This is a genomic window from Kitasatospora sp. NPDC029367 (assembly GCF_055569135.1).
This window is the reverse complement of record NZ_JBVHYH010000086.1, coordinates 16,328-36,368: the sequence shown is the minus strand read 5'-3', so window position 1 is coordinate 36,368 and position 20,041 is coordinate 16,328. Positions and strand designations below refer to the sequence as shown.

General features: G+C 74.0%; 22 protein-coding genes. 11 read left to right on the top strand and 11 right to left on the bottom strand.

Annotation, left to right across the window (positions count from 1 at the left end; genetic code table 11):
* Positions 1 to 135 precede the first annotated feature (135 nt).
* Complete coding sequence (locus tag ACZ4W5_RS32975) at positions 136 to 906, bottom strand: hypothetical protein (RefSeq protein ID WP_465658686.1); 771 nt, start codon at positions 904 to 906, stop codon at positions 136 to 138.
* A 129-nt stretch (positions 907 to 1,035) separates the two neighbouring features.
* Between ACZ4W5_RS32975 and ACZ4W5_RS32970 the strand changes: the two genes are divergently transcribed.
* Complete coding sequence (locus ACZ4W5_RS32970) at positions 1,036 to 2,778, top strand: ATP-binding SpoIIE family protein phosphatase (protein ID WP_465658684.1); 1,743 nt, start codon at positions 1,036 to 1,038, stop codon at positions 2,776 to 2,778.
* Here ACZ4W5_RS32970 and ACZ4W5_RS32965 read toward each other — a convergent pair.
* Together ACZ4W5_RS32965 and ACZ4W5_RS32960 are read right to left on the bottom strand one after the other, a co-directional pair.
* Complete coding sequence (locus ACZ4W5_RS32965; protein ID WP_360230829.1) at positions 2,765 to 3,088, bottom strand: hypothetical protein; 324 nt, start codon at positions 3,086 to 3,088, stop codon at positions 2,765 to 2,767. The genes ACZ4W5_RS32970 and ACZ4W5_RS32965 overlap by 14 nt on opposite strands.
* A gap of 104 nt (positions 3,089 to 3,192) precedes the next feature.
* A complete protein-coding gene (locus ACZ4W5_RS32960; protein WP_465658682.1) occupies positions 3,193 to 3,822 on the bottom strand; it encodes a maleylpyruvate isomerase N-terminal domain-containing protein in 630 nt (209 codons plus the stop codon).
* A 206-nt stretch (positions 3,823 to 4,028) separates the two neighbouring features.
* On the opposite strand from ACZ4W5_RS32960, the gene ACZ4W5_RS32955 reads away from it, so the two are divergent.
* Positions 4,029 to 4,649, top strand: coding sequence for a LysE family transporter (locus tag ACZ4W5_RS32955; RefSeq protein WP_465658680.1), 621 nt, complete (start codon positions 4,029 to 4,031; stop codon positions 4,647 to 4,649).
* A gap of 235 nt (positions 4,650 to 4,884) precedes the next feature.
* Entirely contained in the window at positions 4,885 to 5,604 is a 720-nt protein-coding gene (locus ACZ4W5_RS32950) for a TetR/AcrR family transcriptional regulator (RefSeq protein WP_360230562.1), read from the top strand.
* A 70-nt stretch (positions 5,605 to 5,674) separates the two neighbouring features.
* On the opposite strand, the gene ACZ4W5_RS32945 is transcribed toward ACZ4W5_RS32950, so the two are convergent.
* A complete protein-coding gene (locus ACZ4W5_RS32945) occupies positions 5,675 to 6,301 on the bottom strand; it encodes a TetR/AcrR family transcriptional regulator (protein WP_465658678.1) in 627 nt (208 codons plus the stop codon).
* 147 nt (positions 6,302 to 6,448) lie between these two features.
* On the opposite strand from ACZ4W5_RS32945, the gene ACZ4W5_RS32940 reads away from it, so the two are divergent.
* The 3 genes from ACZ4W5_RS32940 (at position 6,449) to ACZ4W5_RS32930 (ending at position 9,071) form a co-directional block, all read left to right on the top strand.
* Positions 6,449 to 7,207 (top strand): SDR family oxidoreductase, encoded by a 759-nt coding sequence (locus ACZ4W5_RS32940; protein WP_402477058.1) that lies wholly within the window; start codon positions 6,449 to 6,451, stop codon positions 7,205 to 7,207.
* 110 nt (positions 7,208 to 7,317) lie between these two features.
* The gene (locus ACZ4W5_RS32935) at positions 7,318 to 8,091 is read left to right on the top strand and encodes an SDR family oxidoreductase (protein WP_465658687.1); all 774 of its coding nucleotides are present in this window, start codon (positions 7,318 to 7,320) and stop codon (positions 8,089 to 8,091) included.
* A complete protein-coding gene (locus ACZ4W5_RS32930) occupies positions 8,088 to 9,071 on the top strand; it encodes an NADPH:quinone oxidoreductase family protein (RefSeq protein ID WP_465658676.1) in 984 nt (327 codons plus the stop codon). The genes ACZ4W5_RS32935 and ACZ4W5_RS32930 overlap by 4 nt, the downstream gene beginning before the upstream one ends.
* A 33-nt stretch (positions 9,072 to 9,104) precedes the next feature.
* On the opposite strand, the gene ACZ4W5_RS32925 is transcribed toward ACZ4W5_RS32930, so the two are convergent.
* Positions 9,105 to 9,485 carry a hypothetical protein gene (locus ACZ4W5_RS32925; protein ID WP_360230554.1) on the bottom strand — a complete coding sequence of 127 codons (381 nt, stop codon included), beginning with the start codon at positions 9,483 to 9,485 and terminating at the stop codon, positions 9,105 to 9,107.
* A 51-nt stretch (positions 9,486 to 9,536) separates the two neighbouring features.
* Here ACZ4W5_RS32925 and ACZ4W5_RS32920 point away from each other — a divergent pair, with 51 nt between their 5' ends.
* Positions 9,537 to 9,953 (top strand): DUF3291 domain-containing protein, encoded by a 417-nt coding sequence (locus ACZ4W5_RS32920; protein WP_465658674.1) that lies wholly within the window; start codon positions 9,537 to 9,539, stop codon positions 9,951 to 9,953.
* Here ACZ4W5_RS32920 and ACZ4W5_RS32915 read toward each other — a convergent pair.
* Positions 9,950 to 10,771, bottom strand: coding sequence for an NAD(P)H-binding protein (locus ACZ4W5_RS32915; RefSeq protein ID WP_465658672.1), 822 nt, complete (start codon positions 10,769 to 10,771; stop codon positions 9,950 to 9,952). The genes ACZ4W5_RS32920 and ACZ4W5_RS32915 overlap by 4 nt on opposite strands.
* A gap of 79 nt (positions 10,772 to 10,850) precedes the next feature.
* Here ACZ4W5_RS32915 and ACZ4W5_RS32910 point away from each other — a divergent pair, with 79 nt between their 5' ends.
* Complete coding sequence (locus ACZ4W5_RS32910) at positions 10,851 to 11,264, top strand: winged helix-turn-helix transcriptional regulator (protein WP_465658671.1); 414 nt, start codon at positions 10,851 to 10,853, stop codon at positions 11,262 to 11,264.
* A 34-nt stretch (positions 11,265 to 11,298) separates the two neighbouring features.
* Here the strand turns inward: ACZ4W5_RS32910 and ACZ4W5_RS32905 are convergent, their stop codons facing one another.
* On the bottom strand, positions 11,299 to 12,177 hold the full coding sequence (locus tag ACZ4W5_RS32905; RefSeq protein ID WP_465658670.1) for an SDR family oxidoreductase: 879 nt from the start codon (positions 12,175 to 12,177) through the stop codon (positions 11,299 to 11,301).
* Positions 12,178 to 12,367: 190 nt separating this feature from the next.
* On the opposite strand from ACZ4W5_RS32905, the gene ACZ4W5_RS32900 reads away from it, so the two are divergent.
* Complete coding sequence (locus ACZ4W5_RS32900) at positions 12,368 to 13,303, top strand: ATP-grasp domain-containing protein (RefSeq protein ID WP_465658669.1); 936 nt, start codon at positions 12,368 to 12,370, stop codon at positions 13,301 to 13,303.
* A gap of 21 nt (positions 13,304 to 13,324) precedes the next feature.
* Here the strand turns inward: ACZ4W5_RS32900 and ACZ4W5_RS32895 are convergent, their stop codons facing one another.
* The 3 genes from ACZ4W5_RS32895 to ACZ4W5_RS32885 all read right to left on the bottom strand — a co-directional run bounded on the left by ACZ4W5_RS32895 (position 13,325) and on the right by ACZ4W5_RS32885 (position 17,029).
* Positions 13,325 to 14,605, bottom strand: coding sequence for an alpha/beta hydrolase family protein (locus ACZ4W5_RS32895; RefSeq protein WP_465658668.1), 1,281 nt, complete (start codon positions 14,603 to 14,605; stop codon positions 13,325 to 13,327).
* 178 nt (positions 14,606 to 14,783) lie between these two features.
* Positions 14,784 to 15,995 carry an acyl-CoA dehydrogenase family protein gene (locus ACZ4W5_RS32890; protein WP_465658666.1) on the bottom strand — a complete coding sequence of 404 codons (1,212 nt, stop codon included), beginning with the start codon at positions 15,993 to 15,995 and terminating at the stop codon, positions 14,784 to 14,786.
* 5 nt (positions 15,996 to 16,000) lie between these two features.
* A complete protein-coding gene (locus tag ACZ4W5_RS32885; protein WP_465658664.1) occupies positions 16,001 to 17,029 on the bottom strand; it encodes a phosphotransferase family protein in 1,029 nt (342 codons plus the stop codon).
* 197 nt (positions 17,030 to 17,226) lie between these two features.
* Here ACZ4W5_RS32885 and ACZ4W5_RS32880 point away from each other — a divergent pair, with 197 nt between their 5' ends.
* Positions 17,227 to 18,174 (top strand): trypsin-like serine peptidase, encoded by a 948-nt coding sequence (locus ACZ4W5_RS32880; RefSeq protein WP_465658662.1) that lies wholly within the window; start codon positions 17,227 to 17,229, stop codon positions 18,172 to 18,174.
* A 130-nt stretch (positions 18,175 to 18,304) separates the two neighbouring features.
* Positions 18,305 to 19,564 (top strand): polysaccharide deacetylase family protein, encoded by a 1,260-nt coding sequence (locus ACZ4W5_RS32875; protein ID WP_465658660.1) that lies wholly within the window; start codon positions 18,305 to 18,307, stop codon positions 19,562 to 19,564.
* Between the two features lie 31 nt (positions 19,565 to 19,595).
* On the opposite strand, the gene ACZ4W5_RS32870 is transcribed toward ACZ4W5_RS32875, so the two are convergent.
* Positions 19,596 to 19,961: a hypothetical protein gene (locus tag ACZ4W5_RS32870; protein WP_465658658.1), complete on the bottom strand. Its 366-nt coding sequence runs from the start codon at positions 19,959 to 19,961 to the stop codon at positions 19,596 to 19,598.
* Positions 19,962 to 20,041: the final 80 nt, after the last annotated feature.

Here is a 20,041-nt window from a genome sequence, read left to right as displayed (position 1 = left end):
AAAGACAAAAAAACCGAGCCAAAACAAACTCCTCCCCCCCGGGGTTTCAGTGGATCAGGAGCCCCCCCGACGGTGCAAGGAGAGCCCCTCTTCTCCCCCCCCCCCCCCCCCCCCCCACAGCCGTGTCGCGCTCCGCTACCGGTAGGTGAGGCGGTCGACCAGCAGGTAGCTGCCGCCGGTCTTGACCAGTTTCAGGGTGTGCACCCCGTAGGGCAGTCCGTCGATCGTGTAGACCCGCTGCTGGGCTTGGCGGGTGGGGGTGTTGGCGTTGACGCTGCCGCGCGGCTGACCGTCGACGTAGACGTCCATGGTGCCCTCGTCGCTGTTGGTCTCGGTGACCACGTCGGCGCCGGTGCCGTTGAAGGTGGCGGTGACCGAGTCGCCGTCGGTGGTGGTGGAGTGGACGTCGTCGTTGAAGTCGCCGTAGCCGCGGCCGGAGAGGTAGGACCAGCTGCCGGAGTAGACGAGCGACGGGTCGGTGTCGTTGACGGAGTGGTCCAGCTGGAAGCCGTCGATGGTGGCCTGGTTGCCGCTGGTCTTGGTCAGGGTGACGGTGTGGTTGCCGTAGGGCAGGTTCGCGGTCCGGTAGATGGCGACCTGGGCCTGGCGGGGGCCGGAGGTGGAGGTGTCGACGGTGCCGGCGGGGGCACCGTCCAGCGTGACGGCCAACTGGCCCTGGTCGGAGTTGAGTTCACCGAGGACACGGAGGCCGGTACCGGTGAACTTGACGGTCGCCGTCTCGCCGTTGATCGCGGTGTTGTGGATCGCGTCGCGACCCTGCTCTGCCGCCTGGTGGACGACGGCGTCGGCCCTGCCGGGTTCGCGGTCGAGGCCGTGCTGCCCGACGGTGCGCTGCGCTGTCTGGACTCCGCGGCGATGCGAGCCACCGATACGATCATCGGGCACGGCAACGGTTCCGGACCGGGCCAGGAGCCCCCCACGCGGCGGTCGCCGCCTTCGGCGGCCACCCTCAGCGCGGCGCCGTCGCCACCGCCTCAGTCCCCGCCGTGGCTGGTCGCCGTCGGGGAGCCGGGCGTGGGACGGCTGGCACTGCTCTCCCGGCAGCGCCTCTCCTTGCTGAGTGATGCCGGGCGCCTCGGATCCAGCCTCGACGTGACGCGCACGGCCGAGGACCTCACCGAGGTCGCGGTCCCGAAATTCGCCGACTTCGCCGCCGTGGACATCCCGGACGCCGTGCTCAGCGGCGAGGAGCCACCAGGCCTCGGCGAGCCGGTCCGCCGCGTCGCGCTCAGCGGGATCCGGCCGTCCCCGCACCTGTACGAGGTGGGTGAGCCGATTCTGTACGGCCGGTCGACCCCCCAGGCGATCTGCCTGGCCTCGGAGGAGTCGGTCCTCGAGCAGGACCTTTACACGGCGGCCGGGTGGATCGCCCAGGATCCGGACCGCACCGAGCGGATTCGTGCGGAAGGCATCCACTCGCTCATCGCGGTGCCCCTGCGCGCCCGTGGCGTCGTCCTGGGCGTCGTCGTCCTCTACCGGTCCGGGCAGTCACCTCCGTTCGAGGAGGACGACCTGCTGCTCGCCGAGGAACTCGTCAGTCGCGCGGCCGTGAGCATCGACAACGCCCGGCGCTACACCCGGGAGTACGCCACCGCCCTTGCTCTGCAGACCAGCCTGCTGCCCCACGACCTGCCCGATCAGAACGCCGTCGAGGCCGCACACCGGTATGTGCCTGCCCGCGGCGGCGCCGGCGGCGACTGGTTCGACGTGATCCCGCTCTCGGGCGCCCGGGTGGCGCTCGTGGTGGGCGACGTGGTCGGTCGCGGAGTGCAGGCGTCCGCCACGATGGGGCGGCTCTGCACCGCGGTACGGAACTTCTCCGACCTCGACCTGCCGGTCGAGGAGGTCCTGGCCCATCTCGACGACCTCGTCGAACGCCTCGACCACGAGCAGCAGGCGCGTACCCCGGCCGGGAACACGATTGCTGGCGCCACCTGTCTGTACGCCGTGTACGACCCGGTCTCGCGGCACCTCACCCTCGCCAGCGCCGGCCACCCACCGCCCGTACTGGTCCGGCCTGACGGCCGGGTCGACCTCCCGGATGTCCCGACCGGGCCGCCGCTCGGACTGGGGTGGCAACCGTTCGAGACCCTCGAGCTCGAACTCGCGGAGGGCAGTGAACGGGTGCTCTTCACCAACGGCCTGCTGCACGACGGTTCGCAGGGCCCCGAGGTCGTGCTCGCCGCAGTGCGTGACGCACGCACCCGCGCCGCGGGGACCCCGGAGGAGCTGTGCCGCACCCTGCTCGAAGCCCTGCTCCCGGCCAAGCCGCGGGACGATGTCGCCCTGCTCGTCGCCCGCACCCGCTCGCTCGACGGCGGACAGGTGGCGCAGTGGGACCTGCCCGCCGACCCTGCGGCCGTCGCCGGCCTCCGCGCCGCGGTCGCACGACAGCTGGCCGACTGGGGACTGGAGGAGCTGTCGTTCTCCACCGAACTGATCATCAGTGAGCTGGCCACCAACGCCATTCGCTACGGCGGGCCGCCCATCCAGGTACGACTGCTTCGCAGTCTCGCGCTGATCTGCGAGGTCACCGACGGCAGCAGCACCTCACCGAGACTGCGCCGTGCCGCCAGTACCGACGAAGGCGGGCGCGGACTGTTCCTGGTCGCTCAGCTCGCTCACCGCTGGGGCACCCGCTACGTCCGCGAAGGCAAGGTCATCTGGGCGGAGCAGCCCTTCCCGGACACCGAACCCCCGGGCACCAAGCCCCCGGTCGCCGATCCGCCTCGCATCAGCGGCATCAGCGGTCGGTGAGCTCCGGCGCGTACACCGTGCCCAGCGGCTCCGGACCCACGTACTGCTGGCAGTTGCAGGGCCGCGGCTCGTAACTCACCGGACGCCGGTCGGCGTCCCAGGCGGTGGGCGCCTCGACCACCTCGTGGCAGCGGCCCTGCCTGTCGTGCTTGGCCAGGTGGTGGGTGCAGCCGCAGACCGGCTCGGGCGGGCGGCCGGCCGCCTCCAGGGCGACCCGCTGCCGCTCGGTCGCCTCCAGCACCTCCAACTTGCGCTTGTGCCGGGTCTTCAACGCCTTGCGGGCCAGGTCCGAGCCACCGTAGATCACCATGGGCAGCAGCCACCACAGGTTCCACAGGTTGTCCATCAACGCCCCCCAGTTGATCCGTCCTCGGCCAGATCATACGACTGACCTGCGCGAACGCCCCGGCGGGGTCAGCGGATGACCGGCAGCACCGGCTCCGAACTGCGGCCCGAGGCCGCCTCGATGAAGGCCACCGGGTCGGCGACCTCCGCCAGCAGCGCGCTGGTGAACCGCAGCGCCCCCTCGGCCGGCGCGGGGCCGCCGACGGCCGCGACCAGGTCCAGCAGGTGGACGGTCGCCTCCATCAGCGCCACCTCGCCGAGCGCCCCGACCGTGACGCTGCCGAGCAGCGGGTGCGCCACCACGGTGCTCGACGGCAGGTCGGCGAGCCCGGCCAGGGCCTCCGGGCCCTCGGTGCCGAACCGGGCGATGAGCGCCGCCGGTTCGCTCGCCCTGGCCGCCTCCCTGGCCAGTTCGGCGACCTGTCCGGCGGCGGTGTGGGCGAGCCCGCCCGGCCGGTTGAAGGTCCGCAGGATGTCCGCCCCGCAGGTCAGTTCGGCCGGTCCGTCCAGGACGGCCGTGCGCAGCCCGGTGAACATCTCCGGCACCGGCGCCACGTGCGCGTACAGGTCCCGTACGGTCCACTCGGTCAGCCGGGTCGGCCGGTCCCAGTCCGCGACTCCGAGAGCCGCCCCGCGTTCCGCCCAGGACCGCCAGGCCTCGGCCAACAGCTCGCGCACGTGGTCGTTCTGACTGCCCATCGGGGTGCTCCTCGACACAGTGTCCACGGGGTGCCCCACGCTACCCGCCCGCACGGGAGAAACCACTTGCACCCCCCGGTGCCCACCCGCCACCATCGACCCATGACCTCGGCACCCGCCCGCCCGCTGCCCGTGACCGCCGCCGCCCGCCCGGCCGCCGGTCAGCAGCAGCCCGGCCGCCCCCGGAGGCCCGACCGCGCCCTCGCATGAGGGCCGCGCTGGTCGCGGGGCTGCTCGCCGGGTGGGGCGTCGCCGTACCGGTGGGGGCCGTCGGGGCCTACCTGGTGGCGCTCACCGCGCGGACCTCGCTGCGCACCGGGGCCTGCGCCGCCCTCGGTGTGGCCACCGCGGACGGGCTGTACGCCGTGCTGGCCACCCTCGGCGGCAGCGGCCTCGCGCCCCTGCTGGTGCCGGTGGCCACGCCGCTGCGGATCGCCTCCGCCCTCGTGCTGCTCGCCCTGGCCGTCCGCACCGCCGTCACCGCCCTGCGCGCCCCCGGCACCCCGGCCGCCCTCGCGGCGCCGACCCCGCCCGGCCCCGGCCGGGCCTTCCTGACCCTGCTCGGGATCACCCTGCTCAACCCGCTCACGGTGCTGTACTTCGCCGCTCTGATCCTGGGCGACGGCCCCGGCAGCCCGGCGGGCCCGCTCGCCCGCACGGTCTTCCCCCTCGCCGTGTTCGCCGCCTCGGCGAGCTGGCAACTGCTGCTGGCCCTCGGCGGCGCCCTGCTCGGCCGGACCCTGGCCGGCGCCCGCGGCCGCCGGTGGACCGCCCTCGGCTCGGCCGCGCTGGTGGGCTGGCTGGCCGTCCGGCTGCTGCTGCCCTGACCCGACCCGGCCGCGCCCTCGCCCCACCCGGCCACAGCTGGCCGCACCCGGCCACTGGTTGCGCTCCGTGACCGAGCGGGGCACGGCCGAGGCCTGTTTTCCGGGTATTCGTCCCTTGTATCCTGGTTCTGTATCCGCTGCGTAACCTGCGACCTGCCCGGCCCCGGCCCCCGTCCGACCCCGCCGCCCGGGCACGGCCAACGGCCCACCGGCACCGACTCGGAGGAGTGCGGACATGGCTGAGCGGGACGGCCCCGAGAAGCGCGGGCGCCTGAGTCGCCCCCTGGTGCTGGACGCCGCCGTCGCCCTGGTGGACCGCGAGGGGCTCGGCGCGCTGACCATGCGCAGGCTGGCGGCGGAGCTCGGCGTCGAGTCGATGGCCCTGTACCGCTACACCCCCGGCAAGGAAGCCCTGCTGGACGGCCTGACCGAGGCCTACTTCACCGAGATCAACACCCAACTGCGCACCGGCCTCGGCAGCGGCCACGAGAACGGCTGGCGGACGGAGCTGCGCCGAATCGCCCAGGCCTTCGCCGTCGTGGCGCACGCCCACCCCGAGATCCTGCCGCTGGTCGCCACCCGCCCGCTGGCCGTCCCGGTGTCCCGCCGCCCGGCACCGGCCCTCGCCCTCACCGAGCACATCCTGTCGGTGCTCGCCCGGGCCGGTTTCGACGACACCACCGCGCTGACGATCTACCGCACCTTCGTGGCCTGGAACCTGGGCTTCCTGCTGGTGGACAAGCGCCAGGTGGTCGACAACCCGGACGAGCCGGACCCGGTACTGCGCCTCGGCCTGCACCGGCTGCCGGCGGCCGACTACCCGCGACTGCGCGCGCTGGTCCCCCGCTTCGCCGACTTCGACGACCGGGCCGAGATGCTGACCGGCCTGGACCGCCTGCTGGACGGAATGCCGGAGCCGCCCCTCGACGGCTTCTACGGCGCCGACGGGCCCTGAGGGGGCGCCGACGGGCCCTGAGGGGGCGCCGACGGGCCCTGAGCGGACAAGGCACCCGGGGGCGCTCCGGTCAGACCCGGGCGCCGAGCATCCGCAGCACCAACTCGCCGTAACGGCGGCCGAGTTCCTCCGGTGTACCGGAGGAGCGCTCGGTGTACCAGCGGGAGACGTCGATACCCAGCGAGGTGACCGCGCGGGCCGCCGTACGCACCTCCGAGACCTCGAACTCCCCGGCCGCCACACCCGCCTCGATCAGCGTGCTGACCTCGCGCTCGATGTCCAGGCGCAGCGCCGCGACCTCGGCGTAGGCGTCCTCGGGCAGGGCGTGCAGCTCGTAGTTGACCACCCGGCCGACCGTCCGGGCCCGGGCGTGCCAGGCGGTGAACTGCTCGACCACGCGGCGCATCCGCTCGGCCGGGCCGCCCTCCCCGGCCGCCGCCTCCCGGACCAGGGTGAGGGTGGCGGCGTGCCCGGCCCGGCTGATCTCGGCGAGCAGGGCGGCCTTGGACTGGTAGTGGATGTACAGCGCGGCGGGGCTCATGCCCGCCGCGGTGGCGATGTCCCGGGTGGTGGTGGCGTGGAAGCCGCGCTCCGCGAACGACTCGACGGCCGCCTGGAGCAGCCGGTACGCCGCCTCGGGGCGGGTGTCGGCGCCGGGCAGGGTCGGCCAGAGGTCGGCGATGGGCGTGCTGGTCATGGCGCCATCCTCCCAGAGAGTCGTACAGGCATTCCCGCCGGCCGCTCCGCTGCGGCCGCCGGACTGTTGACAGGCTCTCGCACCGACAGCATGCTGAGCAAGCGCTTAGTCAGCACTGTAGAGCAGACCCGAAAGGCAGGACCCTCCGTGGTGCACTCCTTCAAGGGCCGGGTGGCCGTCGTGACCGGATCGAGCCGGGGCATCGGCCTCGGCATCGCCCGCGAACTGGTCGACCGCGGCGCCAAGGTCTGCCTCACCGCCCGCAACCCCGAGCCGCTCGCCGAGGCGGTCCGCGACCTGGGCGGCCCGGACAACGCGATCGCGGTCGCCGGCAAGGCCGACGACCCGGCCCACCAGGAGGAGGCGGTCGCCCGCACCCTGGAGGCCTTCGGACGGCTCGACCACCTGGTCAACAACACCGGCATCAACCCGATCTACGGGCCGGTCCTGGACACCGACCCCGACGCGGCCGCCAAGATCTTCGCCGTCAACGTGCTCGGCCCGCTGGCCTGGACCCGCCGGGCGCACGCCGCCTGGATGGGCGAGCACGGCGGCTCGGTGGTCAACGTCGCCTCCGTCGCGGGCATCCGCTCCTCGCTCGGGATCGGCATGTACGGCGTCAGCAAGGCCGCGCTGATCCGGCTCACCACCGAACTCGGCGCCGAGCTGGGCCCGCAGGGCATCCGGGTCAACGCCGTCGCCCCCGCCGTGGTGAAGACCAAGTTCGCCGAGGCGCTGTACGAGGGCCGCGAGGAGAAGGTCGTCAAGGCCTATCCGCTGGGCCGGCTCGGCGTCCCCGAGGACGTCGCGGGCGCGGTCGCCTTCCTGCTCTCCCCGGAGGCCGGCTGGATCACCGGCCAGACCCTGGTGGTGGACGGCGGAGTCACCCTCGGCGGTGGGCTGTGACCGGCGGGCCGGACGCGCAGGCCGGGCTCGGCGAATCGGACGGGCTCAACGCAGCGGACGGGCTCGTCGCATCGGACGGGCTCAACGCACCGACCGGCCCGGGCAGCGACCTGACCGGCCAGGGCGTCGTGGTGACCGGCGCCGGCCGGGGCATCGGCGCCGCCCTGGCCCGGGCCTTCGCCGCGGCCGGCGCCCGGGTGGTGGTCAACGACCTGGACGCCGACGCCGCCCGCGCGGTCGCGAAGGAGTGCGGCGGCACCGCCGTCCCCGGGGACGCCGCCTCCGCCGAGGGCCTCGCCGCCCTGGTCGACCGGGCCCGCGCGGAGCTCGGCGAGGTCGACGTGTGGTGCGCCAACGCGGGCGTCGCCCCGATCGGCGGCGCCGACGCCCCCGCGGAGGCCTGGGCGAGCGCCTGGGAGGTCAACGTACTGGCCCACGTACGGGCCGCCGAGCTGCTGCTCCCCCGCTGGCTGGAGCGCGGCCACGGCCGCTTCCTGGCCACCGTCTCGGCCGCCGGGCTGCTCACCATGCTCGGCTCGGCCCCGTACGCGGTCAGCAAGCACGGCGCGCTCGCCTTCGCCGAGTGGCTCTCCGCCACCTACCGCCACCGCGGTGTCCGGGTGCACGCGCTCTGCCCCCAGGGGGTCCGCACCGACATGCTGGCCTCCACCGGCGCGGTCGGCGAGGCGCTGCTGGTGCCGACCGCGCTGGATCCGGAGGACGTCGCCGAGGCGACGCTGGACGGGCTGCGCCAGGACCGCTTCCTGATCCTGCCGCACCCCGAGGTCGCCGAGTACTACCGCGTCCGGGCCACCGAGCCGGACCGCTGGCTCGCCGGGGTGAACCGGCTCCAGCAGGGGCTGGAGAAGGGTGGGGCGCTGTGAGGGCCTGGCAGGTCACCGAGCTCGGCGAGCCGGCCGCGGTGCTGCGGCTCGCCGAGGACGCCGCCCGGCCGGTGCCGGGCCCGGGGCAGTTGCTGGTCCGGGTCCGGGCTGCCGCGGTGAACTTCCCCGACGCACTGATGGTGCGGGGGCAGTACCAGGTCCGCCCGCCGCTGCCGTTCACCCCGGGCGTGGAGCTGTGCGGCGAGGTCGCGGACGGCGCCCGGCGCGGCGAGCGGCTGATCGGCAACCCGGTACTGCCGCACGGCGCCTTCGCCGAGTACGCACTGCTGGACGCCGCCACCGCGTTCCCGGCGCCCGAGGCACTGGACGACGCCGAGGCGGCGGCGCTGCACATCGGCTACCAGACCGCCTGGTTCGCCCTGCACCGCCGGGCCCGGCTGCGGGCCGGCGAGACCCTGCTGGTGCACGCCGCGGCGGGCGGGGTCGGCAGTGCGGCCGTCCAGCTCGGCCGGGCCGCCGGGGCCCGGGTGGTCGCCGTGGTCGGCGGCCCGGCCAAGGCCGAGGCGGCCCGGGCGCTCGGCGCCGACCTGGTGGTGGACCGGACGGCCGACGGCCCGGCCGGGGACTTCGTCGCCGCCGTCAAGGAGTTCACCGGCGGGCGCGGCACGGACGTGGTCTTCGACCCGGTCGGCGGGGAGGCCTACACCGGCTCCACCAAGTGCGTGGCCTTCGAGGGCCGGATCGTGGTGGTGGGCTTCGCCGCCGGGCAGATCCCGGCCCCGGCGCTGAACCACGCCCTGGTGAAGAACTACTCGATCCTCGGCCTGCACTGGGGTCTGTACAACACCCACGACCCGCGGGCCGTGCGCGCCGCCCACGACGCGCTGACCGAGCTCGCCGAGCAGGGCGTGGTCCGGCCGCTGGTCAGCGCCCGGGTCCCGCTGGCCGAGGCCGCGGCGGCCGTGCAGCTGGTGGCCGACGGGCGCAGCACCGGGCGGATCGCCGTCCTGGGCGAGTAGCCCCCGGCGGCGGGTGGTCCGGCCACAGGTGGCTCAACCGCCGCGCCTGGCGGACTCGTTCTCCTGGGCCAGCCGCCGCAGCGCGAGCAGCGCCGGCTCCAGGAGGACGGTCCGCAGCAGGGCCCGCTCGGCCTGTTCCAGCGGGTCGGCGGCCGGGTCGAGCTGGTCGAGGTCGAGGACGGCGGTCCGCTCGGCCAGTTCGGCGTAGCCACGCAGGGTGGCGGGGTCGAGTGCGGCGCCGAGCGAGCGCAGGGTCTCCAGGGTCTCGCCGAGCACGGCCCGGGCGGGGGCGTGCTCGGAGACCTCCCAGCCGAGGGCGTCGATCAGCGCGTCCACCTCGGCGGCGCCGGGCGCCGGTTCGGGTTCCGGGGCGTCCTCGTCCACCGGCCGGGCCCCGAGCACCAGCCCGAGCACCTGGTGCCGCTCCCCAATGTGGCGTCCTCCGCCGACGAGGAGAGTTCAGCCGTGCCCACACTGCCCTGGATCACCCCGAATCCCCCCACCCCCGGCACCCGGGCGGTCGTGATGGCCTCCCGCTTCGAGGTCCGCTCGCTCGCCGACGTCCCGCGGTTCTTCCTCCGCTCGCTCGCCGTCTGGCGCCAACTCCGCAACACCCCGGGCGCGTTGGGTGCATCGCTGATCGCGCGGCCGCTCCGGCGGACCTTCTGGACGCTCTCCGCCTGGGAGAGCCGCGAGGCCCTGAACGCCTTCGCCGCCGCCGAACCCCATCGCAGCACCATGACCGGGCTGCGCTCCACCATGCGGGAGTCCACCTTCACCTTCTGGGACACCCCGGTCGAGCGGCTGCCGATCGCCTGGCCGGACGCCCACGCCCGGATCGACGCCCAGCGCGCCGCCGACCGGGCCCCGCAGGCCCCCTAACGCCCCGCGATGACCTCCAGCGCCGGGCGCGGCGGGCGGCCCAGCAGCGCCGCCAGGTCGCCCGGCCCACCCGGCCCGGCCAGGAAGCCGTGCGCGATCGCCGAGTAGGTGCCCACCGTCATCGGCACCTGGAAGTCGCGCAGCGCGTCCGAGGCCGCCAGCGCCGTCCGGACCTCCGCGAGCCCGCCCGGGCGGTACTCGGCGCCCAGCACCTCCGCCACCTCCGCGCCGCCCACCGCCCGCTCCCCGACCAGCTCGTACGTTCGCCCCGCGTGCCCGGCGGGCGCCAGCGCCACCTTCACCGCCGCCTCGGCCAGGTCCGCCCGGGCCACGGCCGCCAGCCGCCCAGCCCCCAGCGGCGCGGTGATCACCCCGTCCGGACCGGGCGCGGCGATCGCGGCCAGCAGCTCCGCGTAGAGGCCGTTGCGCAGCACCGTCCAACGCAGCGTGCCGGACTCGCGCAGCCGCCGCTCCGTCCAGCGGTGCGCCAGCGCGTACGGCAGGTGGTCGCCGTCGCCGGAGAGGCTGGTGTAGACGACGTGCTCGACGCCCGCCTTCTCGGCCGCCTCGATCGCCGCGCCGTGCCGGGCGATCACCACGTCGTCCTCGGCGGCCCCGGCCGAGATCAGCAGCAGCGTCCGTACCCCGTCGAAGGCCTCGGCGAGGGTCTCCGGCCGGTCGAAGTCCACCAGGCGGACGGGCTGACCGCCCGGCACCTTCTCGGGCGTCCGGCTCCCGGCGACGACATCCGCACGGCCCGCGAGGCGCTCCAGGACGAGGGCGCCGAGACCTCCGTTGACACCGGTGACGAGCAGCATGTTTCTCCTCCAGATGGCTGGTCGTTGAAGACGTGACCATCCTCGGTAGCCTGGGCGTCCGGCGTAAGGAGGCACTTCCATGTCAGTAGGGCACACCGCGGTAACCACCCCCCGTCCGGTGGTCTGGTGCGACGACGGCGTCGACTGCGGCATCCGCGACCTGCTGACCCGGCTCGGCGACAAGTGGTCCGTCCTCGCCGTGGTCGAACTCGCCCAGGGCGTACGGCGGTTCCGCGAACTCCAGCGCGCCCTGCCGGGGATCTCGCAGCGGATGCTGACCCTGACGGTGCGCAGGCTGGAGCGCGACGGCCTGGTCTCCCGGACCATCCACCCGACCGTCCCCCCACAGGTCGAGTACGAGCTGACCCCGCTCGGCCACAGCCTCACTCACCTGGTGCGGGCGATGGTCGACTGGTCGTACGACCACCACGACGCGATCCTCACCTCCCGGCAGGAGTGGGACGACGCCAACCCCGGCTCGGAGATCCGCTAGCGAAGCACGACGCGGCCGGCCGCGGTCGAGGTGGTCACGAACCCGGCGCGAACGCGGTGGCGTGGTCGGCGGCCCACTGACGGAACGTTCGCGGGGCCGTCCCGAGGATGTCGGCCACCGCGGTGGTGACGTGTGCGGGCGGTCCGACCGCGGCGGCCCAGGCGGCGAGCAGCATCTCGACGACCGGCCGGGGCGCCGTACCCTCCGACAGGCTCCGAAACTCGTCCGGCGTCATCTCCTCGAACGCGATCCGGCGCCCCAGGGCGGCACCGATGGCGTCCACCTGTGCGACCTGGCTCAGCGACTCGGGGCCCGTGAGGACGTAGTCACCTCCGGCGTACCCGTCCTGGTGGAGTGTCCGGGCCGCGACGGCTGCCACGTCGCGGTCGTCGACCGGTGCCGTCCGCGCGGCGCCGTAAGGCCATCGGACGACCTCGCCGCGCCGGATCGCGGGCGCCCACCAGGCCAGCGAGTTCGACGCGAGCATCCCCGGCCGGATGATCGACGACTCGAGTCCGGTGGCCGCGATGAGCCGCTCGATGTCGGCGTGCAGCGCCGCCATGGGATTGGGCTGCTGGAAGAAGGGGTGCGGGGTCTGATGCGGAGAGGAGAGGAAGACGACCCGCCGCACGTTGGCCGCCAGCCGCTCGATGACTGCCGCGGCGCTCTGCGGCGGGGCGGTCCAGACCAGGAAGACCGCACCGGCGCCCTTCAGCGCCGGGTCGAGCGACTCGGGCACGGTCAGGTCACCGGCGAAGACCTCGACCTTCGCCGGCAGCGTCGCCGCCGCCTCGGAGCGATGGGTCAGGGCGCGGACCGGCACGCCCGCTTCGAGGAGTCGGTCGACGACGATGCGGCCGATCCGCCCCGTCGCGCCGGTGACGAGCACGGGAGGAATGACTGTCCGATTCATGCCACCCATGAAATCGTTACCTGGTTAAAAACGCAACTTGGTAAGCCATTGCCTCGGTTCCATGACGGTCGGCAAGCTGGTGCTCACCGTCGACCGACGGCGGCACGGGGCGGTTTCGGCCAGAGCGCCACGCCCGGTGGCTCGCAAGGCGTCCTTGTCCGGGACGGCCGCCCACCGATTCGATGGCCCCATGGGCCGACGAGACCTCGTTCTTCTGACCGATCACAGCTCGACCGAGGGCACCCGGGACGCGATGGCCACCGCCGCCCGGCGGCTGACCGGTCGCGAGCCCGTCCTGCTGGACGCGCGGCACTTCATGACGGACGGCTCCCGAGACGCCACCGGCCGGATCGAAGCCGTGGGCCACAGTACCGTCCGGCTGGAGGCCGAAGGGCGTGTCGTGACCACGGACGCGGTGGTCGTCTACGAGATCCCGCCGCACCGGCGCCCCGCCTTCGCCCACTGCCAGCGGCAGTTGCGCGCGGCCGGCGTCCGCTCGCTCGGCACCGACGTCGAGGCCTGGCGCGCGGCGACCGAGAAGGACCTCACGGTCGAGCGCTTCACCCGCGACGGTGTGCCGCACATGCCGACGATCACGCTCTCCCGGCCGAGCCCGGAGGCCGCCGTCGAGGCCTTCGAGCGGCTCGGCGGCGACGTCTGGGCCCGGCCGTGCGTCGGCATGGGCGGCGACGACGTCTTCCACGTCACCACCCACGCCCAACTCGCCGCCGCCGCACGACACTACGCGGATCTCGACGAAGCCTGGCTGATCGCCCGGGACGCCCGGAACTTCACCGCCGACGGGCGGCGCCACCAGTACCGGGTGGTCGTCCTCGGCGGCCGGGTGGTCCGCGCGACGGAGCACGTCCAGGCGGACCCGGATGCGCCGTGCAACGAGTGCCGGGGCGCCGTCTCCACCCTGCTGGAGGTCGACGAAATCCCCCCGGGTCTCGCCGAGTTGGCGATCCAGGCGACCAAGTCCCTGGGCCTGCCGCTGGCCGGCGTCGACCTCGCCGCCGAGAGCGGCGGCGTGGTCTTCGAGGTCAACGTCCACCCGGCCTTCGGCCGCACGCGCGGGGTGGACCAGATCGCCGTTCCGTACGTCGCGGCGCACCTGCATTCCTGAAGCAAGGTGTGGTGGCACGGGCTACCGCTCGTACGTCATCTCCGGGAAGCGGGCCGAGGGGCCGTCCAGCAGGTGGTCGTCGTGGCCGCGCAGCCAGCGGTCGAGGAAGGACGCCACGTAGGAGCGGGTGGCGAGCTCGGCCCGGTCGGGGCGGACGTCGCCGACGTCCCCGGCCAGCACCTCCGGGGTGACGGCGCCCTGGCGGGCCAGCTGCGGCAGCAGGGACTGCGCGTCGGTGTAGGAGCCGTGCCGGGAGCCCTCCAGGGTGAGGTCGGCGTGCCAGCCGGTGCTGTGCTGCCACAGGGCGTTCCAGCCCGGCTGGCCGCGGTAGCTGCCGGAGTCCTCGCTGCGGGTGCCCATCAGCAGGAACGGGCGGTCCAGGCCGTCCTCGACGAAGTCGGGCAGGAAGACGCCGGTCTGGCCGTCGGGGCCGGGGAAGTGCAGTTGGCCGTCCAGGTTGACCGCGGCGGCGATCCGCGGGTCGTCGTGCATGGCCTGGAGGGCGGTGAAGCCGCCCGCCGAGTGGCCGACCATGGCGATCCGGTCCAGGTCCAGCGAGGCGGCGACGCCGGCCGGCAGGCCCGGGGCCCGGCGCAGCCCGGAGAGTTCGTCCAGGACGAAGCGGGTGTCCGCCACCCGGGCGGCCAGGGACTTGCGCAGCACGGCGCCGACGTCCAGACCGGGCTGTTGCAGCATGGCGGGGAACACCGAGGTGGCCAGGTCCCCGTCGGGGAAGGCGACTTCGGAGGCCTCGTAGGTGTGGTCGACGGTGACGACCACGTAGCCGCGCGAGGCGAGGTCCTCCACCAGGGCCGTCCCCCAGGTGCGCGGGTCGCCCAGCCCGGGCGAGTACAGCACCACCGGGCGGGGGCCGCCGGGCCGGGCGGGGGCGTCCCGGCGGGCGTGGGTGAGGATCCCCGACCAGTCCGTACTGCCGGGCCGCACATGGTAGTTGAGTTCACCGACCCCGGTGTCGCCGCCGAAGTGCGCCCCGGCGGCGGGCTCCATGTAGCGGGCCCGCTCCCCGCCGGTGGCCGGGCGGGCGGTCGGGTACCACAGGCTGACCATCAACTCGCGCCCGCGGCCCGGCTTCCAGGGGTCCTCGCGCCCGGCGTCGGTCAGCCGCAGCGAGGTCGTCCCGATCGGGTACGGCCCGGTCGGCTGCGGCAGCCAGGCCGTGGCCTGCCGACCGCCCCCGTCGTCCACCGCCGGCGCCGCCACCGCGCCCGGCGCGCCCGTCACCCCGAGCGTCGCCGACGCCGCCAACAGCACCGCCGCCACGGCCCGTCCCCGCCTGCCCATGCCAGTCTCCTCGTCCCGATCGGTCACAGGGCAGACGCTACGGGCGGGGCGCGCCGGAGCCGTCATACCGGGGAGCCAAGTCTCCCTGACTACCCCGGTATGACACCCTTACGGGCCGGCCGGGGGGCGACCCGGGGCCCTACCGCCCGAGGTGGTCGGCCGGGTCCGTACCGGGTGCTCAGCGGTACTGCTTGAGCTCCCGCCGGGCCAGCGAGCGCTTGTGCACCTCGTCCGGGCCGTCCGCCAGGCGCAGGGTGCGATTGCCGGCCCAGAGTTGGGCGAGCGGGGTGTCCTGGCTGACGCCCGCGGCGCCGTAGGTCTGGACGGCCTTGTCGAGGATCCACTCGACGGTGCGCGGGGTGGCGATCTTGATGGCCTGGATCTCGGTGTGCGCGCCGCGGTTGCCGACGGTGTCCATCAGCCAGGCCGTCTTGAGCACCAGCAGCCGCAACTGCTCGATGCGGACCCGGGATTCGGCGATCCAGTCCTGCACCACGCCCTGCTCGGCGAGCGGCCGGCCGAAGGCCACCCGCTCGCTCGCCCGGCGGCACATCAGCTCCAGCGCGCGCTCGGCGAGGCCGATGGCCCGCATGCAGTGGTGGATCCGGCCCGGGCCGAGCCGGGCCTGGGCGATGGCGAAGCCGCCGCCCTCCTCGCCGATCAGGTTCTCGACGGGCACCCGGACGTCCTCGAACAGCACCTCGGCGTGGCCGCCGTGGTCGGCGTCGTCGTAGCCGAAGACGGTCATGCCGCGCTTGACGGTGAGGCCCGGGGTGTCGCGCGGCACCAGCACCATGCTCTGCTGGCGGTGCGCGGCGGCGTCCGGGTCGGTCTTGCCCATCACGATGAAGACCTTGCAGTCCGGGTTCATCGCGCCGGTGATGTACCACTTGCGGCCGTTGATCACGTACTCGTCGCCGTCGCGCTCGATCCGGGTGGCGATGTTGGTGGCGTCCGAGGAGGCCACCTCGGGCTCGGTCATCGCGAACGCGGAGCGGATCGCGCCGTCCAGCAGCGGCCGCAGCCAGCGCTCCTGCTGCTCGGCGCTGCCGAACTGGGCGAGGAGTTCCATGTTGCCGGTGTCGGGGGCGGCGCAGTTGAGGGCGGGCGGGGCCAGCTGGATGCTGCGGCCGGTGATCTCGGCGAGCGGGGCGTACTGGAGGTTGGTGAGCCCGGCGCCGTGCTCCCCCGGGATGAACAGGTTCCACAGGCCCTGCTTGCGGGCCTGCGTCTGGAGGTCGGCGACGACGGGCGGAACGCTCCAGGGTTCGCGGTCGGGGTCGGCCAACTGCTGCGTGAGGACGGGCTCGGCGGGGTGGACGTGCTCGGCCATGAAGGCAAGCAGCTGCTCGCGGAGCTCGTTCGTCCGGGCGTCGTAGGCGAAGTCCATGGTGCTCAGCCCTCCTTGAGGGTGGTCAGTCCGTGCCGGGCGAGGATCGGGGCCATCTCGCCCGCGCGCTCGAAGCCCGCGCCCAGGGTGCGGCCCTGCTGGAAGCGGTAGTGGATGCCCTCGGCGACGGCGGCCAGCTTGAACGAGGCGAAGGCCACGTACCAGTCCAGGTCGGCGGCCTGGCGGCCGGTCAGCTCGGCGTAGTACGAGACGATCCCGTCGGCCGCGGGGAAGCCGGGGGCGGTCATGGCGTCGGGGATGATGCCGCCACCGACGCCGGCCAGCTCGGTGTACATCACCAGCAGGCCGATGTCGGTGAGCGGATCGCCGAGGGTGGACATCTCCCAGTCGAGGACGGCGGTGATCGCGTCGGCGTCGTCGACCAGGACGTTGTCGAGCCGGTAGTCGCCGTGCACCAGGGCGGGCGCGGGCGAGGCGGGGAGCCGCTCGGCGAGCAGGGCGTGCAGCCGGTCGAGCTCGGGGAGGTCCCGGCTGCGGGACTTCTCCAACTGGGTGGACCAGCGGCGCAGCTGGCGTTCCAGGTAGCCCTCGGGCCGGCCGAAGTCGCCGAGGCCGACGGCGGCCGGGTCGATCCGGTGCAGGGCGGCGAGGGTCTCGACCAGGCGGCGGCCGAGCGCCGCCGTCCGCTGCTCGCCGAGGCCGGCCAGGGTCCTGCGGTCCCGGTGCGCGACGCCGGTGACGTGCTCCATCAGGTACCAGGGCGCGCCGAGCACCTCGGTGCCGTGGTCGATCAGCAGCATGCCCGGGACGGGCACCTCGCTGTCCCGCAGCGCGGACATCACCCGGTGCTCGCGCCCCATGTCGTGCGCGGTCGCCAGCACGTGCCCCAGCGGCGGCCGGCGCAGCACCCAGCGACCGGTGCCGTCGGTGAGCGCGTACGTCAGGTTGGAGCGGCCCCCCTCGATGAGTTCGGCCCGCAGCGGGCCCCGGACGGTGCCGGGCAGTTCCCGGTCCAGGTGGGCGCGGAGGCGGGCCAGGTCCAGGCCGGGCGGGTCGGCGGGGGTCGGCGACATCGGGCGGCTCCTCGGGGACGACGGAGGTTGACTAAGCGCTTGCTTAGCATTCAGGGGAGGCGCTCCCGTGTCAATGGCACCCGGCCCGGGCCTGGGCCGAATGCCGCCGTTCCGGCCCCACCTGCTGACGGGTTCGCGACAATGCAATCCAGGTGCCGACGGATACGGCGTCACACGGACGAGAGAGGGACGACCCCATGGCGTACGGGACGAAAGCCGTCAGGCGGGCGGCGACACTCGCGACCGCCCTGCTGTCACTGGGCGCCGGCCTCGTCCCGGCCGCCTCCGCCGCGACCCCGGAGCCCGGGGGGTCGAGCGCCTACTGGACACCGGCCCGCCTGGCGGCCGCACTCCCCCAGCGCACCGATCCCGCCGCCCCGGGCACCGGGGACGGGCCCCGGCCCGGCGAGTTCATCCCGCCGAGCCACAGCTTCGACGGCATCCCCCAGGCCGGCGCGTTCTTCTGGACGGACGCCGACGGCACCGGCCGCACCTGCAGCGGCTCCGTGGTGCACAGCCCGGGCCGCGACCTGGCCCTGAGCGCGGGGCACTGCCTCAAGGGGTACGCGGGCCGGGCCCCGAAGCGGCACCTGGCGTTCGTGCCGCAGTACCACGACGGGCTCACGCCCTTCGGCGTCTTCCCGGTCCGGGCCGACGGCGTCTACGTCGCCCAGGAGTACTACGACCGGGGCGAACACGCAGGCGCAGCCTACGACTTCGGCTTCGCGGTGACGGAGCCCAACCAGGCCGGGCAGCGCCTGGAGGACGCGGCGGGCGCGGTGCGCCTGCTGACCGGCACGGGGTACGTCCACCCGTGGGTCCGGATGATCGGCTACCCGGGCGGCTCGCAGCAGCCGCTGGAGTGCCTCAGCCGGACCACCCGCTGGCCCAGCGACGACCCCGCCGACCCGGGCACCTTCCTGCGCATCGCCTGCGACGCCTTCACCGGCGGCACCTCGGGCGGGCCGATGCTGGTGCCGTGGCCGGGCGGCTGGGCGGTGATCGGCGTGATCGGCGGCTACCACACCGGCGGCAACACCCCCCAGGTCTCCTACAGCGCCGCCTTCGGCCCCGCCGTCGAGGACCTGTACGAGGCCGCCGTCAGCGGCGCCCCACCGGCCGGCCCGCGCCCCGCCGCGGAGTAGGGCCGCCGGCCGGCCGGACGCCCGTCCGAAAACTCGTACGACCTCCCGTGCAACGTTTCCGACGGCTCCGGTCATCGATCAAGGGAGAACCCTGTGTGATCGAAGATGTCGGCCGAAGGAAAGGGAATCCGTGCGGACTGCTCGCGGTGCGGTCGTCCTGTTGGCCGTGGGGGTCGTCGCGTCCCTCACGCTCACCACGGGGGACTCCTTCTCCGAGGGCAGACCGGGCGCCGCCGCCCCCGATCCCGACCCGGCGGCCCCGGAGGCGAGCCCCGCCGACCCGGCGCCCGCGCCCACCCCGACCCCGACGCCCACCTGGGACGGCCAGGTCCACCTGCTCGGGGACGGCTCCACCTCCTACACCGGCCCGCAGCCCAAGCAGTCCAAGCCGGAGAAGCTGAAACCCGGTGAGAAGCCGCCGCAGTTCGTCGTCTTCTCCTGGGACGGCGCCCTGGAGGGCGACGACCACCTGTTCTCCCGCTTCCGCAAGCTGGGCGCGGACAACAACGCCCAGATGACGTACTTCCTCAGCGGCCTCTACACCCTGCCCAAGTCCAAGCGCTCGCTCTACCACCCGCCCCGGCACAACCCGGGCGACGCGTCCATCGACTACGCGACCGACCCCCACATCAAGGACACCCTGGAGCAGCTGCGCCTCGCCTGGCTGGACGGCAACGAGATCGGCACCCACTTCAACGGGCACTTCTGCGGCACCAAGGGCGGGGGCGAGTGGAGCACCGAGGAGTGGCGGAGCGAGCTCGACCAGGCGGTCTCCTTCGTCACCAACTGGAAGACCAACACCGGCTTCAAGAACCTGCCGCCGCTGCCCTTCGACTACACCAAGGAGCTGGTCGGCGGCCGCGCGCCGTGCCTGGAGGGGCAGAAGAACCTGCTCCCGGCCGAGAAGGCCGCGGGCTTCCGCTACGACGCCAGCTCCCCGGGCGAGTTCCAGGTCTGGCCGACCAAGCAGGGCGGCATCTGGAACTTCCCGCTCCAGCTGCTGCCCTTCCCGGCCAGGTCCTCCCAGGGCCTGTCGATGGACTTCAACTTCCTGGCCGGCCAGTCCGGCAACACCACCAAGGGCGACCCGAAGAAGTTCGCCGACTGGGAGAAGGAGGCCCGGGACAGCTACCTGGCCGGCTTCAACCGGGTCTACAACGGCAGTCGCGCCCCGCTGTTCATCGGCAACCACTTCGAGGACTGGAACGGCGGCATCTACATGGACGCCGTCGAGGACGTGGTGAAGAACGTCTGCCACCAGGACGGCGTCCGCTGCGTCTCCTTCCGCCAGGTCGCCGACTGGCTGGACGCCCAGGACCCGAAGGTCCTCGACAGGCTCCGCCAACTCGACCCCGGCCAGCCGGGGGACTGGTCCCGCCTGGTGAAGTGACGTTCCGTCGCCCGGGGACGGCCGCCCGCCCTCACCGCCGGGCCAGCGCCAGCAGGCTCAGCCCGAACATCAGCACCCCCAGCGGGAGATGGACCGCCGGGACGTGCGCGATGCCCAGCACCACCTGCACCGAGGCGAGCGCCAGGAAGCCGGAGGCCTCCCACACCGGTCGCACAGGGCCGCCGCCCGGCTTCCACGCCAGCACCGCCGCGAGCAGGTAGAGCATCGACGCCCCGTACATCACCCGGGCGCCGGCGCTGTGCAGCGTCTCCCCGTAGGAGGTGGCCAGCAGCAGTCCGGCGGAGACGGCCTGGAGCAGGATGGTCAGGGTCTGCAGGGCGATCGCGGCCCGCAGGAACGGGAATCCGTGCGGCGCGGTCGTCGTCGGGGTGGCCATGTCGCGGTCCTCTTCTCCGCCCGGGGGCGGTGGCTCGGTAGGGTCTCACCAAGCCCGACGACGCGGGCCCACGAAAGGTA

Coding starts and splice junctions, on each gene's coding strand:
- ACZ4W5_RS32965 (WP_360230829.1), bottom strand. CDS start 3,088: ATGGTGATCTACGGTGGCTCGGACCTGGCCCGCAAGGCGTTGAAGACC.
- ACZ4W5_RS32960 (WP_465658682.1), bottom strand. CDS start 3,822: ATGGGCAGTCAGAACGACCACGTGCGCGAGCTGTTGGCCGAGGCCTGG.
- ACZ4W5_RS32955 (WP_465658680.1), top strand. CDS start 4,029: ATGAGGGCCGCGCTGGTCGCGGGGCTGCTCGCCGGGTGGGGCGTCGCC.
- ACZ4W5_RS32950 (WP_360230562.1), top strand. CDS start 4,885: ATGGCTGAGCGGGACGGCCCCGAGAAGCGCGGGCGCCTGAGTCGCCCC.
- ACZ4W5_RS32945 (WP_465658678.1), bottom strand. CDS start 6,301: ATGACCAGCACGCCCATCGCCGACCTCTGGCCGACCCTGCCCGGCGCC.
- ACZ4W5_RS32915 (WP_465658672.1), bottom strand. CDS start 10,771: ATGCTGCTCGTCACCGGTGTCAACGGAGGTCTCGGCGCCCTCGTCCTG.
- ACZ4W5_RS32910 (WP_465658671.1), top strand. CDS start 10,851: ATGTCAGTAGGGCACACCGCGGTAACCACCCCCCGTCCGGTGGTCTGG.
- ACZ4W5_RS32905 (WP_465658670.1), bottom strand. CDS start 12,177: ATGAATCGGACAGTCATTCCTCCCGTGCTCGTCACCGGCGCGACGGGG.
- ACZ4W5_RS32900 (WP_465658669.1), top strand. CDS start 12,368: ATGGGCCGACGAGACCTCGTTCTTCTGACCGATCACAGCTCGACCGAG.
- ACZ4W5_RS32895 (WP_465658668.1), bottom strand. CDS start 14,605: ATGGGCAGGCGGGGACGGGCCGTGGCGGCGGTGCTGTTGGCGGCGTCG.
- ACZ4W5_RS32890 (WP_465658666.1), bottom strand. CDS start 15,995: ATGGACTTCGCCTACGACGCCCGGACGAACGAGCTCCGCGAGCAGCTG.
- ACZ4W5_RS32885 (WP_465658664.1), bottom strand. CDS start 17,029: ATGTCGCCGACCCCCGCCGACCCGCCCGGCCTGGACCTGGCCCGCCTC.
- ACZ4W5_RS32880 (WP_465658662.1), top strand. CDS start 17,227: ATGGCGTACGGGACGAAAGCCGTCAGGCGGGCGGCGACACTCGCGACC.
- ACZ4W5_RS32870 (WP_465658658.1), bottom strand. CDS start 19,961: ATGGCCACCCCGACGACGACCGCGCCGCACGGATTCCCGTTCCTGCGG.